The organism is Kitasatospora sp. DSM 101779 (assembly GCF_025655475.1).
Taxonomy (GTDB): domain Bacteria; phylum Actinomycetota; class Actinomycetes; order Streptomycetales; family Streptomycetaceae; genus Kitasatospora.
Map to the genome: position 1 here is coordinate 1,034,059 of NZ_JAHTIK010000001.1, position 16,886 is coordinate 1,050,944.

Annotated in this window: 11 protein-coding genes; 4 read left to right on the forward strand and 7 right to left on the reverse strand. The window is 73.1% G+C overall.

What is annotated here, in order from left to right:
• Positions 1–64 precede the first annotated feature (64 nt).
• Both KSNIM_RS04885 and KSNIM_RS39380 read left to right on the forward strand, forming a co-directional pair.
• The gene (locus KSNIM_RS04885; RefSeq protein ID WP_263101983.1) at positions 65–2,833 is read left to right on the forward strand and encodes an AfsR/SARP family transcriptional regulator; all 2,769 of its coding nucleotides are present in this window, start codon (positions 65–67) and stop codon (positions 2,831–2,833) included.
• Entirely contained in the window at positions 2,776–3,141 is a 366-nt protein-coding gene (locus KSNIM_RS39380; RefSeq protein WP_411543842.1) for a tetratricopeptide repeat protein, read from the forward strand. The genes KSNIM_RS04885 and KSNIM_RS39380 overlap by 58 nt, the downstream gene beginning before the upstream one ends.
• Positions 3,142–3,144: 3 nt before the next feature.
• Here KSNIM_RS39380 and KSNIM_RS04890 read toward each other — a convergent pair whose 3' ends face one another.
• The 7 genes from KSNIM_RS04890 to KSNIM_RS04920 all read right to left on the reverse strand — a co-directional run bounded on the left by KSNIM_RS04890 (position 3,145) and on the right by KSNIM_RS04920 (position 13,156).
• Entirely contained in the window at positions 3,145–3,606 is a 462-nt protein-coding gene (locus KSNIM_RS04890; protein WP_263101984.1) for a hypothetical protein, read from the reverse strand.
• A gap of 293 nt (positions 3,607–3,899) precedes the next feature.
• A complete protein-coding gene (locus tag KSNIM_RS04895; protein WP_263101985.1) occupies positions 3,900–5,207 on the reverse strand; it encodes a hypothetical protein in 1,308 nt (435 codons plus the stop codon).
• Between the two features lie 307 nt (positions 5,208–5,514).
• Positions 5,515–8,541: an alpha-mannosidase gene (locus tag KSNIM_RS04900; protein ID WP_263101986.1), complete on the reverse strand. Its 3,027-nt coding sequence runs from the start codon at positions 8,539–8,541 to the stop codon at positions 5,515–5,517.
• A 217-nt stretch (positions 8,542–8,758) separates the two neighbouring features.
• Complete coding sequence (locus KSNIM_RS04905; protein ID WP_263101987.1) at positions 8,759–10,012, reverse strand: glycoside hydrolase 5 family protein; 1,254 nt, start codon at positions 10,010–10,012, stop codon at positions 8,759–8,761.
• 29 nt (positions 10,013–10,041) lie between these two features.
• A complete protein-coding gene (locus KSNIM_RS04910; protein ID WP_263101988.1) occupies positions 10,042–10,884 on the reverse strand; it encodes a carbohydrate ABC transporter permease in 843 nt (280 codons plus the stop codon).
• A gap of 3 nt (positions 10,885–10,887) precedes the next feature.
• Positions 10,888–11,760 carry a carbohydrate ABC transporter permease gene (locus KSNIM_RS04915; RefSeq protein ID WP_263101989.1) on the reverse strand — a complete coding sequence of 291 codons (873 nt, stop codon included), beginning with the start codon at positions 11,758–11,760 and terminating at the stop codon, positions 10,888–10,890.
• Positions 11,761–11,869: 109 nt separating this feature from the next.
• Positions 11,870–13,156, reverse strand: coding sequence for an ABC transporter substrate-binding protein (locus KSNIM_RS04920; protein WP_263101990.1), 1,287 nt, complete (start codon positions 13,154–13,156; stop codon positions 11,870–11,872).
• A 123-nt stretch (positions 13,157–13,279) separates the two neighbouring features.
• Here KSNIM_RS04920 and KSNIM_RS04925 point away from each other — a divergent pair, with 123 nt between their 5' ends.
• Together KSNIM_RS04925 and KSNIM_RS04930 are read left to right on the forward strand one after the other, a co-directional pair.
• Entirely contained in the window at positions 13,280–14,299 is a 1,020-nt protein-coding gene (locus tag KSNIM_RS04925; RefSeq protein ID WP_263101991.1) for a LacI family DNA-binding transcriptional regulator, read from the forward strand.
• 102 nt (positions 14,300–14,401) lie between these two features.
• Positions 14,402–16,843, forward strand: coding sequence for an endo-beta-N-acetylglucosaminidase (locus KSNIM_RS04930; RefSeq protein ID WP_263101992.1), 2,442 nt, complete (start codon positions 14,402–14,404; stop codon positions 16,841–16,843).
• The last annotated feature ends 43 nt before the right edge of the window (positions 16,844–16,886 follow it).

Genomic DNA, 16,886 nt, shown 5'->3' on the forward strand with positions numbered 1-16,886 from the left:
CCTGGGTCCGCTCGAGATTCGTTCCGGTGACCGCGTCCTGCCGCCACCGCGTCGGCTGGCCAGGATGCTCCTGGGAACGGTCGCGCTGCGCGCCAACGCCGCCACCACCGCGGACCTGCTCACCGAGGCGCTGTGGCGGGGTGCTCCGCCCCGGTCGGCGGCCGCCAACCTGCGGCAGTACGCGGCCGATCTGCGCAGGCTGCTCGCCGGTGACGCACCACACGCCCCGGCCCTGCAGTCGGCCGCCGGCACGTACACCCTCACGGCCGGCCCGGACGGCCTGGACTCGCTCGCGTTCGCCGCCCTGGCCGAGGAGGGCCGCCGCGCCCTGGCCGAGGGGCGCAACGACACCGCGGCCGACCGCCTCACCCGCGCTCTCGGCCTGTGGCGCGGCCCGGTGCTGGCCGGACTCCCGGTGCCCGCCGTCGTGCAGGAGGAGGCACGAGTGCTGGAGGACGGCCGGATCGGGGTCCTGGAGGACCACGTGGAGGCACGGCTGGCACTCGGCCGTCATGCCGATCTGGTCGGCGAGTTGACCGTCCTGGTCAAGGAGCACGCGTTGCGGGAGCGGCTGTGGCGTCAGCTGATCCTCGCGCTGTACCGCTGCGGCCGCCAGCACGACGCCCTGGACGCCTACCGGCGCCTGCACGGCCTGCTGGACGAGGAGCTCGGCGTCCGGCCCGCGTCCCCGAGCCGGGAGTTGCACCGGCGCATCCTGTGCGGCGATCCGGCGCTGGACCTGCCGCGCACCGGGGGCGGGGCCGGCCTCCCGACCGCGCCGCGGGCGCCCTGGCAACTACCGCCCCGGCAGCAGCCGTTCGTCGGACGCGGCACCGAACTCACCGCACTCTCGACGATCATGGCGGAGCTGACGCCCGACCCGGGTCCGGCGGTGCTGGCGCTGCTCACCGGGCCGGCGGGGGTCGGCAAGTCGGCCCTGGCACTGCACTGGGCCCACCTCGCGCGCCGGCGGTTCCCGGACGGGTGCCTCTACGTGGACCTCCGCGGCTACGGGCCCGACCGGCCGCGCCGGCCGGACGAGGTGCTGACCGAGTTCCTGCGCACCCTGGGGACGGAGGTGCCCGCGGTCGGCGACGGGGAGACCGAGCTGCTGGCCGGCCGGTTCCGTACCGCGGTCACCGGGCGCCGCATCCTCGTCGTCCTCGACAACGCCCACCGTGCCGAGCAGGTCAGACCGCTGCTGCCCGGCGACTCCTGCGGCGTCCTGGTCACCAGCCGGGAGAGCCTGAGCGGCCTGGTGGCCCGCGACGGCGCCCGCCGGGTCGCCCTTGACCTGCTGCCCCTCGACGACGCCGTCCGGCTGCTCGGGGAACTGCTCGGCGAGCGCGACGACGCGGACCCCGGCACGCTCGCGCCGCTCGCCGAACACTGCGCCCGCCTGCCGCTCGCCCTGCGCATCGCCGCCGAGCTCGCGGCCTCCCGCAGCGGCGCGACCCTCACCGAGCTGACCGCCGAACTCGCCGACGAACGGCGGCGCCTGGACCTCCTCGGCACCGGCCACGATCCGTTCACCGACCTGCGCCCGGTGCTGTCCTGGTCGAACCGGCACCTGCCGCCACGAGCAGCCCGGGCGTTCCGCCTGCTGGGTCTGCATCCCGGGCGGCACGTCGACCACCACGCCGTGGCGGCGCTCACCCGCTCCTCCCTGCCCGACGCCCGCAGGATCCTGGACGAGCTGCTGCGAGCACACCTCGTGCACCTCATCGGCCCCGACCGCCACACGTCGCACGACCTGCTGCGCGACTACGCCAGGGAGCTGACCACCCGGCACGACAGCCCCGCGGAACGGAACGCCGCACTGGAACGCCTGCTGGACCAGTCCGCCCACAGCCTCGCGGCGGCCACCGCGGTGCTCTACCCCTACGAGAGCGACCGGCGCGAGCAGGTCCGCGCCCCGGCCGTACCCGGGCCGCTCCCGGACCGGCCCGACCGGGCGCGCAACTGGCTCGACGCCCAGACCGCCAACCTCCTCGCGCTCGCCGACACGGCCCGGGAGGGCGGATGGCACGACCGGCTCGCCGCGCTGTCCGCACTCCTCCACCGCCACCTGCACGTCACCGGCCGCTACGCGGAGGCGCACGCGCTGCACGGGCTGGCCCTGGACGGGGCGCGCACCGACCGCGACCGCGCGGCCGCACTGCTGCACCTGGGCATCACCGAGTACCGGCTGGCCCGCTACCCCGAGGCCATGGCACGGCTCACGGCCGCCCACGAGCTGGCCGTCCGCCTCGGTGACCGCGCGTCCGAGGGCGCCGCCCTGCACGGCCTCGCCCAGGTCCACGAGCGCCTGGGGCGGATGCCCGAGACCTTCGACCACCACCGGCGGGCACTGGAGATCAGGAGGGCGCTCGGCGACCGGGTGGGAGAGGGCACCTCGTTGGGCAACCTCGGCCTGGTCCACGAACGGCTCGGCCGGTACACCGAGGCACTGGACCACTACCGGCGGGCACTCGCCATCCACCGCGCCACCGGGTTCCGCTCGGCCGAGGGCGACATGCTCAACAACATCGCCATCGTGCACCGCCAGTCGGGACGGCTCGAGGAGGCCGCCGCCAGCCTGGCGGACGCCCTGCGCATCTACGAGGAGATCGGAGACCGCGGCGGAGCGGGCGCCGCACTGAACAATCTCGGGCTGGTCGGAATCAACCGGCGCGACTGGCGGGCCGCCGGACAGCACCTCGAACGGGCCCTGGAGGTCCACCGTGCCATCCGGAGCCCCGCGCCGAGACCGAGACCCTCAACATCCTCGGCCTGCTGCACCACGAGTCGGGGCGCCATGCCCGGGGCTCGGCCTACTTCCGGCAGGCCCTGACGCTGGCCGAGCGCCTGGGAGACCCCGGCAGCCGGACCAACGCCCACCACGGCCTCGGCGAAACGCTGCTGGCCCTCGGCGAGGCCGAGCAGGCACTCACGCACCACCGGACCTCACTGGCACTGGCCCGGGCCACCGGCAGCCGCCCCGACCAGGCACGCGCCCTGGCGGCCGCGGCCCGCTGTCTGCACCGCCTGCTGCGCACCGACGAGGCGGACGCCGACCGGCGGGCAGCGCTGGCGATCTACACGGAACTCGGCCGGCCGGAGGCGGAGGAACTCGCCGACGCGCTCCGCCGCGGGCGGTGAGGCTCAGTACTCGTTCTTGATCACGAAGTACGAACCGCGGATGGTCCCGGCGAGCTTCGACTTCTGCCGTGCGAACTTGAAGCCTGCCAGCTCCTCCGGGACCTCCATGCCTTCGGAGAGCTTGAACCCGACCGCTCGCTTCCCGGAGTCGTCGACGGTGTACATCACGTTGATCGACAGGCCGCTCTCGTAGAACACGTAGGCCATTCGGATGTTCTCGACCTGGAAGGCGGTGGCCTCGAGAGGCCTGGACGAGATGACGATCTCGCGTTCCTCCTTCAGGACCCGGTGCACCCAGTCGACGACCTCCGTGGCGTCGCTCGCGGGCTCCACCGTGAAGACGTGGTCGTACTTGTTCTTGAAGTAGCGGGCCTCGTTCGCCCGCAGCCCGGCGAGCGCGGCCGCGACGGGCGACGACTCCAGGCCGGCGGTCGATACGGTGCCGAAATCCACGGTGTAGGTCATGGCAGTTCCTGTCTCGTCCTGTCTCGTCGGCGCGGGTGGAAGGACCGAGCCGGGTGCCGAGCACGAGGGGACCGCTCGTTCCCCGAAGCGGTGCCGTGCGGTGATCCTATGCGGCATCGGCGAGGACGGCGGGCAGCGACGGCCCCCGACCGCGCAGCCGATCAGCAGCCCCCACCGCGGCCGCCACCTCGCCGAACGGGCGATGTGGCGGCCTACGGCGTGTCGTCAAAGGGGATTGGGCGGCCACAGGGGGCGCAATCGCCTTCGAAGACATGCCCAGGACTGCCTCCGGGCTACAGGCGGCCTTCGGTGACCGGATTCCGCCGCTCAGGTCCTGTGGCGGCGAGCCGCTCCAGCGACTCCCGCCAGTCGGGGCGCAGCACGAGCGGGTCGGCGTCCCGGGTGGCCACGGCCCAGACCCTCCGGTCGAGGAGGCCCGCCACCTCGCCCGGCTCCAGCGGGCGGGCGACCGGGCCCCGCGGCGCCGGGTGCGCTTCGGCCGTCCCCCGTTCGAGTGCGGCCGCCATGTCCAGCCGGAGCCGGTCGACCTCCCCCTCGGCGTTCCGGTCGCGCACGGCCTCGCCGCACACCAGCAGTCGGGCCTCCACCGCGTCGCCGGCGTGGCCCGCCACGGCGCGCCACGGTTCGTCGAGGCGCAGCACCACGGCCCGGGCGGGGTACGCCTCGCCGGTGGTCCGGCGGGTGACGGTGCGTACGGTGTCGGCGACCTGCTGGGCGAAGTCGCGCTCGTCGGTGTCCGCGGGCAGCAGCGCGGTCAGCAGGAACCCGCCGACATCGGTGAGGTCCCGCTGCCGGTGCCGCAGGTCGGGGTCCGGGCAGGCCTCGTCGTAGCAGTGGCATCCGGGGCAGTGCGGGCACGCCCACGCCGCGGGGCACCCGCACTGCAGGCAGAGGAGCCGGTCCCGGTCCTCGGCGGCCGCTCCGCCGGCCCGGAAGTGGGCCGCGTCGGGTCGGTAGGGCGCCTGCCGGTCCTGCGACTCGGGCCAGTGCGGTGCCGGCCACGTCGGCGGAGCGGCCTCGAGCGCGGCCAGCAGGTCCCCGTCGGCCGGGGCGGAGCGGGCGGTGAACTCCACCCGTGCCGTCCGCCCCGCGCCCCTGCCCCGCCGCACGTCGGCGGCGGACGAGCCGATCGGCAGCACGGCGGAGAACCGGCCGAGCGGCACCGGATCCGCGGCAGGGTCGAGGGCGTCCCGCACGTCCTCCAGCACTGCCTGCCACTCTCCGGTGCGCGCCCACGGGCGCCGGGCCACGACGGTGACGACCGCGAACGGCGGCTCCTCGGGCTCACCGTCCGGCAGCAGTTCGACCTCCGCGGCCGCCGGGTACACCTCTCCGCTGCTCATCCGGACCAGGGAGGTCAGTGCCGCGGCGGCAGCCTCCGCCCACGCCTGCCGCCCGGCCCGGTCCGGGCCCACCGCCATGGCGTTGCCGATCAGCAGCGTCGTCAGCCCCTCCGTCGTCGGCCCTTCGACCGCACGGTCCCGGGCAGCGCGCAGCAGCGCGGTGTACGGGATGGTGGTGCCGGCCCGTCGCGCCGCGCGGGCGGCCCGGGCGGCGGTCGGTCGGTTCTTCTTCGTCACGGTGCGGTCGCATCCCGGCGGGCCTGCCCACGCGCTCCCCGCCCGGTACGTCGGCACGGTGATCGACACGGGCGCCCGAGGGCCCCTTGGTCGGCGGCGCCCCGGCATCCCGGCGTGGGCGGGGAGGGGCAGCGACGATCGGCGGTGCGTGTCCAGCCGGGCAGCAGCCTAGCGTCCCTCGACCGGTCGGTCGACCGGGATTTCGCCCGTCGGACGAGCACCGGCCGTGCCGGGCCCGGGCCTTCGGCCGCAGCTACTGCCGCTGCCGCAGCCGCTGCTGCTGCCGCACGGTTGCCGCCCGGCCGGTTCAGCGGGGCGCTTCCCCTCGGCCGCCGACCGCGAACCGCAGGGTGACCAACTCGAAGGGCCGCAGCCGCAGTTCTGTCCCGCCCTCCCCCGTCGGGCGTTCCAGGAGGTCGCAGCGGTCCACCCGGGCGTACGCGAAAGCCGGTGCGAGGCGGACGCGGGCCCGGCCGCCGCCGGACTCGTACAGCCGGACGACGATGTCTCCGCTGCGGTCGTCGGCGAGCTTCACGGCGCTGACGACCACGGCGTCGTGGTCGAGCGTGATCAGCGGGGCGACCTCAGCGGATCCGGGGACCCGGCGTTCCGGCAGGCCGATCCGGTAGCCCTCGCGGACGGCTTCGCCGATGCCCGCACCGGGGACGAGCGCGTGCCGGAAGCGGTGCAGTCCCTGGTCGGTGTGCGGGTCGGGGAAGCGCGGCGCACGCAGCAGGGAGACCCGGACGGTGGTCGTGGTGCCGCCGTCCGCCGGCCGTACCGTGCGGGTCACGTCGTGGCCGTAGGTCGACGCGGTGACCAGGGCGACGCCCCAGCCGGGCTCCTCCAGGTGGACGAAGCGGTGGTTGCAGGCCTCGAACTTGGCCGCCTCCCAGCTGGTGTTGGTGTGGGTCGGCCGGTACAGGTGGCCGAACTGGGTCTCGGCGGCGTACCGGTCGGCGCGCACGTCGAGCGGGAAGGCGGCCTTGAGGAACTTCTCGGTCTCGTGCCAGTCGATCTCGGTGTCGAGGTCGAGCCGCCCGGACCCGGAGGTGAGGGTGACGGTCTGGACGGCCCGGGAGGACCCGAAGGTGCGGGTCGCCCGGACGGCGACGGCGTCGGGCCCGGAGTCGGTGACCTCCAGCGAGTCCACGGCGGTCAGGTCGGTGACGGTGTTGCGGTAGAACGAGTCGACGTCCCAGGCGTCCCACATGGTGGGGAAGTCCGGGTGGATCTGCAGCAGGTTGGCGGTCGCACCGGGGGCGAGGGCCTCCCGGTCGGAGGCGAGGTCCCGCACCGACACCACCAGCCCTCGCGCGTCGACAACGGCCTGCAGCAGGCCGTTGTCCAGCAGGTACCCGCCGTCCGGCCGGGCTGCGACCGTGCAGCCGCCCCCGGCGGGGGCCGCGGGCCGGGCGCCGCCGGCCGGTACTCCCCCGCGGTCGTGCGGGGCGGCGTTGAAGACGACGGTGCCGTCCCCCTCACCGGCCAGCGCCCGCTGCGCCCGGTCGATGATCGCGGCGAGTTCCTCCGTCACAGCGGTGTACGTCCGCTCGGCCTCCCGGTGCACCCAGGCGATCGAGGAGCCCGGCAGGATGTCGTGGAACTGGTGCAGCAGCACGGTCTTCCAGATCCGGTCCAGTTCCTCGTACGGGTAGGGGAGCCGGGCCCTGACCGCCGCGGTGGCGGACCACAGTTCGGCCTCGCGCAGCAGGTTCTCGCACGCCCGGTTGCCCTGCTTGGTCCTGGCCTGGCTGGTGAGGGTGGCCCGGTGCAGTTCGAGGTACAGCTCGCCGGTCCACACGGGCGGGTCGGAGTACTCGCGCTCGGCCTTCGCGAAGAACTCGGCGGGCCGCTCCCAGCGCACCCGGGCCGACCCCTCCAGGTCGCGCAGGCGGGCGGCCTTGGCGACCATCTCGCGGGTGGTTCCGCCGCCGCCGTCGCCCCAGCCGGTCGGGGCGATCGAGTGCCGGGCGCGCCCCTTGTCCTTGAAGTTCCGGGCGGCGTGGGCGATCTCCTTGCCCTGCATGGAGCAGTTGTAGGTGTCGACGGGCGGGAAGTGGGTGAAGATCCGGGTGCCGTCGATGCCCTCCCAGAGGAAGGTGTGGTGCGGGAAGGTGTTGACCTGACTCCACGAGATCTTCTGGGTCAGCAGCCACGTGGACCCGGCCGCCTTGATGATCTGCGGCAGCCCGCCGGCGAAGCCGAAGGTGTCGGGCAGCCAGACCTCCTCGTTCTCGACGCCGAACTCCTCCAGGAAGAAGCGCTTCCCGTGGACGAACTGACGGGCCATCGCCTCGGAGCCGGGCATGTTGGTGTCGGACTCCACCCACATGCCGCCGGCCGGGACGAACCGCCCCTCCGCGACCGCCTTCTTGACCCGGGCGTAGACCTCGGGCCGGTGCTCCTTGATCCAGGCGTACTGCTGGGCCTGCGACATGGCGTAGACGAAGTCGGGTTGGTCCTCCAGCAGCGCGGTCATGTTGGCGGCGGTCCGGGCGACCTTGCGGACGGTCTCGCGCAGCGGCCACAGCCAGGCGGAGTCGATGTGGGCGTGGCCGACGGCGCTGATCAGGTGCGCGGACGGCTCGGCGGGTGAGGCGAGCACCGCCTCCAGCTCGCGCCGGGCGGCGGCCGCGGTGCCGTTGACGTCCTGCAGGTCGACCACGTCGAGCGCCCGTTCGACCGCGCGGAGGATCTCCCAGCGGCGGGCGCCCTCGACCGGGAGTTCGGCCATCAGTTCGCCGAGCACCTCCAGGTCGACGACCAGCTGCCACACCGTCTCGTCGAAGACCGCGAGGTCGATCCGCTCCAGCCGGTACTGCGGGCGGTCACCGGCGGTCTCCCTGTCGCCCAGCTCGGTGGGCAGGAACGGGTGGTAGTCCAGGATCACGGGGTTGGAGGCGGCCTCGACGTGCAGCAGCACCTCCTCCCCGCCCGCGGCGGGCGCGGCGATCCGCACCCACTGGTTGCGCGGGTTGAGGCCCTTCACCGGGGTGCCGTCGGGCCGGTAGACCAGGCCCTCGCACTGGAAGCCCGGCATGTTGGCGTCGAACCCGAGGTCGATCAGCGCCTCGACCGTCCGGCCCGCCCAGGCCTGGGGGACGGTGCCGGCGACGGTCAGCCAACTCGTCCCCCAGGGCGCCCCCCACTGCTCACCGGCCGCGATCGGGGTGCGCGGCGCGGTCAGGCCCTCCGCGACGGGGACGGGCTCGTCGGGAGCCGTCCAGATCGACACCTCCAGCGGGACCGACTCGGGGTACACGGCGGGCCGGATGCGCTCCTCCAGGACGCGCTTGAGCCGGGACTCGACGAGGCTGCGGTCATCGTGCATGCGGGCTGCTCCCAGAAGTGGCGGACGGGTTCGAGCGGGCCTGGAGCCTGTCGTCAAAGGCACACGGGAGATCGGTCAGGGGCGCGGGGAACTGCGCAGTCCGGGGGTGGTGCCGCCGACGAATCCGGCTCATCCCTGGTCCGCACAGTGGTCCGCATCCGAATCGCGCAGTTCCCCGCGCCCCTGTGAGGCAACCGTACGCCGTTGCAGACACGCCTTAGCGGAGCTGGTCAATGGTGACGAGTTCGGTGATGCCCCGGGCGGACAGGTGGTCCGCGTCCGCGGCGCGTCCTGCGAGGACGGCGGCCGGCCGGGCACCGGTGGCCGCCAGCCGCGCGAACGCCTCGAAGTACGTCCCGCCGGGCGCGCAGATCGACCGTGCGGGGGCGTCGTCCGGCAGGTCCAGGACGAGTCCGGTGGTGCGCACCGGCGGCGGGGTCCACTCGGCGCGGACCTCCGCCGCCAGCGCGGCGACCGCCGCGCCCGCCGGCTTGGTCTCCCGGGCGTTGGTCAGCAGGCCGAGGCCGTACTCGAGTTCGGGGAAGTCGGCGAGGGCTCGGTCGACGTCGTGCGAGCACCACCAGGTGATGCCCCACAGGTCCGGGCAGTCCAGGGCGTTGGCGACGGTCGTCCGCGCGAACGCCGCGGCCCGCCCGGCCGGGATGTGCGGGGCGGGTGCGCCGACCTCCTGGAGCCAGACCGGGCGGTGGGGGTCGTCCGCCCAGGCCTTGGACAGTTCGATCAGGTAGGCGGCGTGCTGCCCGGTGGCGGCGGCCTCGGGGCCGTGCCGCTGGGCGGTGCCGTTGAAGACCCAGGAGTGGACGGCGGTGGCCGTGCCGATCCGGGCGGCGTGCGCGGGGGTGAACGGGTGGCCGTCCTGGTACCAGGCGGCGTCGTACGCGGCGTGCAGGTGGAGGCGGCCGGGTGCCCCCTCCTCGCAGGCGGTGAGCACCCGGTGCAGCCAGGCCTCGGCCTGCGCCGGGGTGATCCGGTCGGGGTCGGGGTGCGGGTGGCCGGAGAACTGGTCGATCTCGTTGCCGACGGTCATACCGATGAAGTTGGGCCGGTCGGCGAGGGCGGCGGCGAGCGTGCGCAGGTAGGCGCGCTGGCCGTCGATCACCTCGGGGTCGGTGAACAGGTTGCGGCGGTGCCAGGTGGTCGTCCAGGCGGGCAGGAAGTCGAAGCTGGACAGGTGGCCCTGGAGTCCGTCGACGGCCACGTCGAGGCCGCGTTCGGCGGCGGCGTCGGCGAGGGCGACCAGTTGCTCGACGGCCCGGGGGCGGATCAGCGTGCGGTTCGGCTGGAAGAGCGGCCACAGCGGGAAGACCCGGAGGTGGTCCAGGCCGAGTGCGGCGACCGAGTCCAGGTCGGCGCGCACCTCGTCGGGGTCGAAGTCAAGCCAGTGGTGGAACCAGCCCCGGCTGGGTGTGTAGTTCACGCCGAAGCGCGGGGGCCGGGCGGTGTCGGTCATGCGGCGGCGGGTTCCTTCGTGAGTCGCGGTCATCCCTTCACGGCCCCTTCCTCGACGCCCCGGAAGAAGAACCGCTGCAGCGAGGCGAAGACGACGACGATCGGCAGGAAGGCGATCATGGTCCCGGCGGCGATCAGCCGGGGGTTGGCGCTGAAGGTGCCGTTCAGGTACTGCAGGCCGACGGTGAGCGTGTACTTGCCCGGGTCGTTGAGGACGATCAGCGGCCAAAGGAAGTCGTCCCAGGCGCCGATGAAGGTGAAGATGACGACCACGCTGAGCATGCCGCGCACGTTCGGCAGACCGACGTGGACCAGTCGCTGCCACACGTTGGCGCCGTCGACCAGGGCGGCGGCGTCCAGGTCGGGCGGGACGGCCTGGAAGGCGGTGCGCATCAGCAACACGTTCAGCATCGCGATCGCGCCGGGCAGGGCCACCCCGGCCAGGGTGTCGGTCAGACCGAGGCTGCGCACCGTGACGTACTGGGAGACGATGGTGACCTCGCCCGGCAGGACCAGGGTGGCCAGGAACAGGCCGAGGACGAGGCGCGCGCCGCAAAAGCGCAGCCGGGCCAGCGCGAAGCCGGCCAGGGTCGCTCCGGCCGCGTTGCCGATCACCGCGATCGACGCCACCACCAGGGAGTTGGCGGCGTACGTCCAGACCGGGACGGTGTCGGCGACCTTGGCGTAGTTGGCGAGGGTCGGCTCGTGCGGCAGGAAGCCGGGGGTGCGGGACCAGACGTCCTCGCCGGGCCCCTTGAGCGAGGTGGACAGCTGCCACAGGAACGGGCCGACGGTGAGCAGCAGGACCAGGGCCAGCAGCAGGTAGCGGGCGGCCTTCCCGGCCGGCGACGGGGTGTTGAATCCTCGGGCCATCGGTCAGGCCGCCTTCCTGCCGAGCCGGGCGAGCAGCAGCATCGGGCCGACGGTGATCGCGAACAGCAGCAGGCTGAGCGCCGAGGCGTAGCCGATGTGCCCGGTGAAGCCGCGGCTGTACAGCTGGATGAGCATCACCACCGACATGTCGCGTCCGCCGGGGCCGCCGGTGCCGTGCGAGAGCACGTACAGCTCGGAGAAGACCCGCAGGGCGGAGACCGAGATGAGCACGGAGACCAGCATCATGGTGGGGCGCACCCCGGGGAGGGTCACGTGCCACAAGCGCCGGACGGCGGAGGCGCCGTCGACGGCGGCGGCCTCGTGGAGTTCGCGGCCGACGTTCCCGAGCGCCGACAGGTAGATCACCATGTAGTAGCCGAGGCCCTTCCACACCGTCAGGCCGATCGCGCTGAACAGCAGCAGCCAGCGGTCGGTGAGGAAGGAGACCGGCCGGGCGGCCAGGCCGAGTTGGCCGAGCAGGCCGTTGAGCAGGCCGCGGTCGTCCAGCACCCAGCCCCAGATCAGGGCGACCACCACGGCGGAGGCGATGACCGGGGTGTAGAAGGCGGTGCGGAAGAAGGTGATGCCGGGGAGCCTGCGCTCCACCAGCAGGGCGAGCAGCAGCGGCAGCAGGGTGAGCAGCGGGAGGCAGATCAGCAGGTAGACGATGCTGTTGACCAGCGCGTCGGCCAACTGCTCGTCTTCCACGGCGCGTTGGTAGTTGGCGAGGCCGGTGAAGCGGCCGCCGCCGAGCGGGCGGGCATTGGTGAAGGAGAGGATCACCGTGTTGACGGCCGGCCACAGGTTGAAGACGGCGAGCCAGAGCACGGCCGGGCCGGCCAGCAGCCAGGGGGTGAACCAGCGCCGGTGGGTCATCGGGTGCCTTCCTCGAAAGGGACGGGCGGAGCCGGGCGGTCCCTGCGGGCGGAACGAGGCGGTCCAGGCTTGCGGCGGCCGGGGGGGCGGCCGCCGCCCGCGGGCGCGGTCAGCCGGCGAGCAGCTTGTTGCAGCGGCTGACGGCGGTGTCCAGGGCCTGCTTCGACGTCGTCTCGCCGCTGATCGCCAGGGCGATCTGCTGGTTGACGACCGTGCTCATCGCGTCGTTGACCTGGACGGGCTGGAGCATCCGGGCCCTGCCCAGCGAGGTGAAGGCGATCACCTTGGCGTCGGAGGCGTTGCTGCCGTCGCTCCGGCTGAAGAACGGGTCGTCCGCGGAGGCCTTGGTGGAGGGGAAGATGCTGGTGAGGTGGGCGAACGCGGCCTGGTTCCGGGCGTTGGTCACCCAGCGGGCGAGTGCCACGGCGGCGGCCCGGTTCTTGCTGGTGCGTGCGACGGACAGGCCCTGCACGTACAGCGGCGGGGTGCCGATCGCCGGGGACGGGACGACCTTGGGCGCGAGGGTGGGGTTGTCGGTGGCGAGGCCGGTGATGTAGTTGCCGCCGCCGGTCGTCCAGGCGACGGTGCCGGCGTTGAAGAGTTTGGCGTTGCCGGCGTACGTCTCGGTGAGCACGTCCTTCGGCAGCAGACCTTCCTTGTAGGCGTCGCGGTACTTGTCGAGCAGGGCGGCGGCCTCGGAGGTGTTGAAGGTGAAGCTCCTGCCGTCGTCGGCCATGAGCTTCACGCCGGCGTCGGCGAGGTCGCCGAGGCCGGGCTTGCGGCTCATCAGGTAGGTCGTACCGCCGGACTTCTCCTTGACGGTCCTGGCCCGGGCCATCAGCTCGTCCAGGGAGGAGGGGGGTTTCCTCGCGTCCAGCCCGTACTTGGCGAGCAGTTCGGAGTTCCAGTAGTTGACGTCGGTGTTGAGGTACCAGGGGTAGCCGTAGGCGCCGTCCCGGCCGGCGAAGCGGTACGCGTCGATGCCGCCCTTGACGTAGTCGTCGGCAAGTTTCGGGTCGGCCGCGGCGACGTCGAGCAGCATGCCCTGCGCGGCGAGCGGCAGCGCGAAGTCGGGCGGGAGGTTGACCACGTCGGGCAGGGTGCCGCCGGAGGCCTGGCTGAGCACCTTGTCCGAGTAGCCGTCGCCGGGCTGGTCGAGCCACTCCACCTGGACGCCGGGGTGCTCCTGCTGGAAGACGTCCAGGACGCCCTGCATGTAGTCGGTGAACTTCGGCTTGAGGGCCCAGGTCTGGATCGAGACCTTGCCCTTGACCTCGGCGCCGGCGGCCACGGCCGGGCCGTCCGAGCCGGTGTCCGGGTCGCTCAGGCCGCAGCCGGCCAGGGTCGTGGCCGCGATCGCGGCCACTGCCAGCCGTGCCCAGTGGCTTCCTAACATGTGGCGTCTCCCGATTCGTCGAGCAGACCGACTAAAGCCCTTTAGCGTTTCGGCAGCATCCCCCTGGCTACACTCGGCGTCAAGGGATCGCGCACCAGAAATCTCCGAGGAGGGCCCCGCCCGATGCCCAGACCGACGATCGCCGACATCGCCCGCGAGGCCGGGGTCTCCAGTGGCGCTGTGTCGTTCGCGCTGAACGGCCGGCCGGGGGTGAGCGAGGCGACCAGGAGCCGGATCCTGCAGGTCGCCGAGCGGATGAACTGGCGGCCGCACAGCGCGGCCCGCGCCCTGGGCGGTGCCCGGGCCCGGGCGGTCGGGCTGGTGCTGGCGCGCCCGGCGCGCACCATCGGACTGGAGCCCTTCTTCGGACAGTTGCTGTCCGGTCTGCAGGCCGGGCTGTCCGGCGACGGCACCGCCCTTCAGCTGCTGGTCGTCGAGGACACCGCGGCCGAGATCGAGGTGTACCGGTGCTGGGCGTCCGAGCACCGCGTGGACGGCTTCGTCGTGGTCGACCTGCAGGTCCACGACCCGCGCGTGCCGGTGCTGGAGGAGCTGGCGGTGCCCGCGCTGGTGATCGGCGGGCCCGGCCGGCACGGCTCGCTGCCCAGCGTCTGGGCCGACGACCGGGAGGCGATGGTGTCGATCGTCGACTACCTGGCCGCGCTCGGGCACCGCCGGATCGCGCACCTGGCCGGGCTGCCCGCCTTCCAGCACACCCGGCGCCGGATCCGGGCGGTGCGCGACTGCGCACGGCGGCTCGGGCTCACCGAGGCGGTGTCGCTGCCGACCGACTTCTCGGACGCCGAGGGCGCCGCCGCCACCCGGGCGCTGCTGGCCCGCCGTCAGCGGCCGACCGCGATCATCTACGACAGCGACGTGATGGCCGTGGCCGGGCTCGGGGTGGCCGCCGAGATGGGCGTCGCCGTTCCCGGCGACCTGTCGGTCGTCTCCTTCGACGACTCGGCTCTGGCCCGGATCGTCCACCCGTCGCTGACGGCGCTCTCCCGCGACACCTTCGCCCTCGGCGAGCAGGTCGCCCGGGAGCTGCTGGCCGTGATCGCCGATCCGTCCGCCGCCCGTGACGTGCAGAACCCGACGCCGCGGCTGACCGTCCGCGAGTCCACCGCCCGTCCGGCCTCTTGACACCATGAACTAAAGCTCTTTAGCCTGCGGGACGCTCGCCGCTCCACGTCATCCGCACCACCACTGCACCAGCAACCGTCCCCCGCTGGACCGGAGTCCCGGATGAAACGACGCCTCGCCCTGCTGCTGAGCACCGCCCTCGCCGCCTTATCGGCCGTCCTCCTCGCCCCCGCCCCGCAGGCCACCGCCACCGCCGGCACCTCCGCCGGCACCACCGCCGGTGGAAGCGGAAGCCAGCCGTACGCCTCCTACTGGTACCCCAACACGATCCTGGACTGGGATCCGGCCACCGACCCCGACGCCCGGTTCAACCGTGCCACCGTCCCGCTCCGCCCCCGGGTGTCGGACCCGGCGCTCAAGGCCAACGCCAACGCCCGCCCCGGTGAGGGCAGAGTGGTCTCGCTCGTGTCGTTCGGGCCGACCTCGAACAACCCCTCGCAGGGCTCCGCCGACCCGAACTACTACGCCTTCGGCCACTGGCAGTACGTCGACACGCTCGTGTTCTGGGGCGGTTCGGCGGGCGAGGGCCTGATCCTCGCCCCGAACCCGACCGTGATCGACGCCGCCCACCGCAACGGCGTGAAGGTGTACGGCACCGTGTTCTTCCCGCCCACCGCCTACGGCGGAAAGCTCCAGTGGGTCCGCGACTTCGCCCAGAAGTCCGGCGGCCGCTACCCCGTCGCCGACAAGCTGGTGCAGGCCGCGCAGTACTACGGCTTCGACGGCTGGTTCCTCAACCAGGAGACGGACGGCGGCGATTCGGCGCTCGCCACCGCGCTGCGCGACGAGATGCGCTACGCCCGCTCGCTCGGACCGGTCGAGTTCATGTGGTACGACGCGATGACCGAGTCCGGCTCGGTGAACTGGCAGAACGCCCTCACCTCCGCCGACGACGCGTTCCTCCAGGAGTCCGGGCAGAAGACCTCCGACTCCATGTTCCTCAACTTCGGCTGGTCCGCCGCCGGCCTCGACTCCTCCCGGACACTGGCCCGCTCGCTCGGCCGCAACGAGTACGAGCTGTACTCCGGCATCGACACCGAGGCCAACGGCTACAACTCCTCGGTGAACTGGAACGCGCTCTTCCCCGCGAACAAGCCGCACACCACCTCGCTGGGCCTCTACCGCCCGGAGTGGACACACACCTCGGCCACCGGCCGCGCCGACTCCTACGCCCGCGAGGCACGTTACTGGGACGGCGCCAACGGCGACCCGTCGAACACCACCACCTCCTCGTCCTGGAAGGGCCTCGCCACCTACGTCCCGGAGTCCTCGCCGATCACCGCCAAGCCGTTCGTCACCTCCTTCGACGCCGGGCAGGGCGACTTCTGGAACTCCGGCGGTGTGCGGGTCTCCTCCACCGGCTGGAACAACCTCTCCGTCCAGGACGTCCCGCCGACCTACCGCTGGCTGGTCTCCTCCAGCGGCACCAGGATCACCCCGTCGATCGACTTCACCGACGCTTACGAGGGCGGCTCCGCGCTGCGCCTCACCGGCGCCCTCGACTCCGACAACACGGTGCGGCTGTACCAGACCCGGCTGCCGGTGGCCGCGGACACCCGCCTCGACGTCGTTCTGAAGACCCCTGCCGCCGGGGCCACCCACCTGCGGGCGGCCGTCGCCTTCACGGACTCGCCGACCGTCCTCACCACCCTCGACCTCGGCTCCACCACCACCGCGGGCTGGGAACGCCGGACACTCGACCTGTCGCCGTACGCCGGACGCACCATCGCCCAGCTGGGTCTGCAGACCACCGGCAGCACGCCCTCCCTCGACGTCAAGATCGGCCAACTCGCCGTCCGTGACGGCGCGGTGGACACCGCCGCCGCCCCGACCGGACCGACCGTCCTCGGCTCCACCGACGTCAGCCCGACCCGTAGGACCGTGCGGCTCGCCTGGACTCCCTCCGCCACCGGCTCGGTCCACCACTACGAGGTGTACCGGCGCAACCCGGACGGCAGCCGTACCTTCCTCGGCGCAACGCCGAACAGCGCCTGGTTCGTCCCGCAGCTCGACCGGGTCGGCACCGAGACCTCGACCGTGCTGGACGTCGAGGCGGTCTCCACCGAGTACGGCCGCTCGGCCCCTGCGAGCACCACCGTCACCTGGTCCGCCGCGACGAGCAGCAACCTCTCGCTGAACCGCCCGGCCACGGCCTCCGGCCAGTGCAACGGCAGCGAGACCGCGGCGAAGGCCGTCAACGGCTCGGTGTCCGGCGGCAACGGCGACAAGTGGTGCACCCTGACCGGAAGCAAGTGGCTGGAGGTGGACCTCGGCGCGGCCCGCAGCCTGACCGGCTTCGTGGTCAAGCACGCCCAGGCGGGCGGTGAGAGTGCGTCCTGGAACACCCGCGACTTCACCGTCCAGGTCCGGGGCGCCACCACCGACCCGTGGACCACCGCCGTCACCGTCACCGGAAACACCGCCGCCACCACCACCCACCCGGTCTCCCTCACCGCCCGCTACGTCCGGCTGGTGATCACCACCCCGACCCAGACCACCGATCCGGCCGCCCGCATCTACGAGTTCGAGGCCTGGGGCACGTAGCAGCGGCCCCACCACCACCCCTCCGTCCGCAGCGGGCGGGCCG

Excerpts from the sequence above, each read along its gene's own strand:
- KSNIM_RS04885 (WP_263101983.1), top strand. The coding sequence starts at position 65 with ATGCTCCTGGGAACGGTCGCGCTGCGCGCCAACGCCGCCACCACCGCG.
- KSNIM_RS04890 (WP_263101984.1), bottom strand. The coding sequence starts at position 3,606 with ATGACCTACACCGTGGATTTCGGCACCGTATCGACCGCCGGCCTGGAG.
- KSNIM_RS04900 (WP_263101986.1), bottom strand. The coding sequence starts at position 8,541 with ATGCACGATGACCGCAGCCTCGTCGAGTCCCGGCTCAAGCGCGTCCTG.
- KSNIM_RS04905 (WP_263101987.1), bottom strand. The coding sequence starts at position 10,012 with ATGACCGACACCGCCCGGCCCCCGCGCTTCGGCGTGAACTACACACCC.
- KSNIM_RS04910 (WP_263101988.1), bottom strand. The coding sequence starts at position 10,884 with ATGGCCCGAGGATTCAACACCCCGTCGCCGGCCGGGAAGGCCGCCCGC.
- KSNIM_RS04915 (WP_263101989.1), bottom strand. The coding sequence starts at position 11,760 with ATGACCCACCGGCGCTGGTTCACCCCCTGGCTGCTGGCCGGCCCGGCC.
- KSNIM_RS04920 (WP_263101990.1), bottom strand. The coding sequence starts at position 13,156 with ATGTTAGGAAGCCACTGGGCACGGCTGGCAGTGGCCGCGATCGCGGCC.
- KSNIM_RS04925 (WP_263101991.1), top strand. The coding sequence starts at position 13,280 with ATGCCCAGACCGACGATCGCCGACATCGCCCGCGAGGCCGGGGTCTCC.
- KSNIM_RS04930 (WP_263101992.1), top strand. The coding sequence starts at position 14,402 with ATGAAACGACGCCTCGCCCTGCTGCTGAGCACCGCCCTCGCCGCCTTA.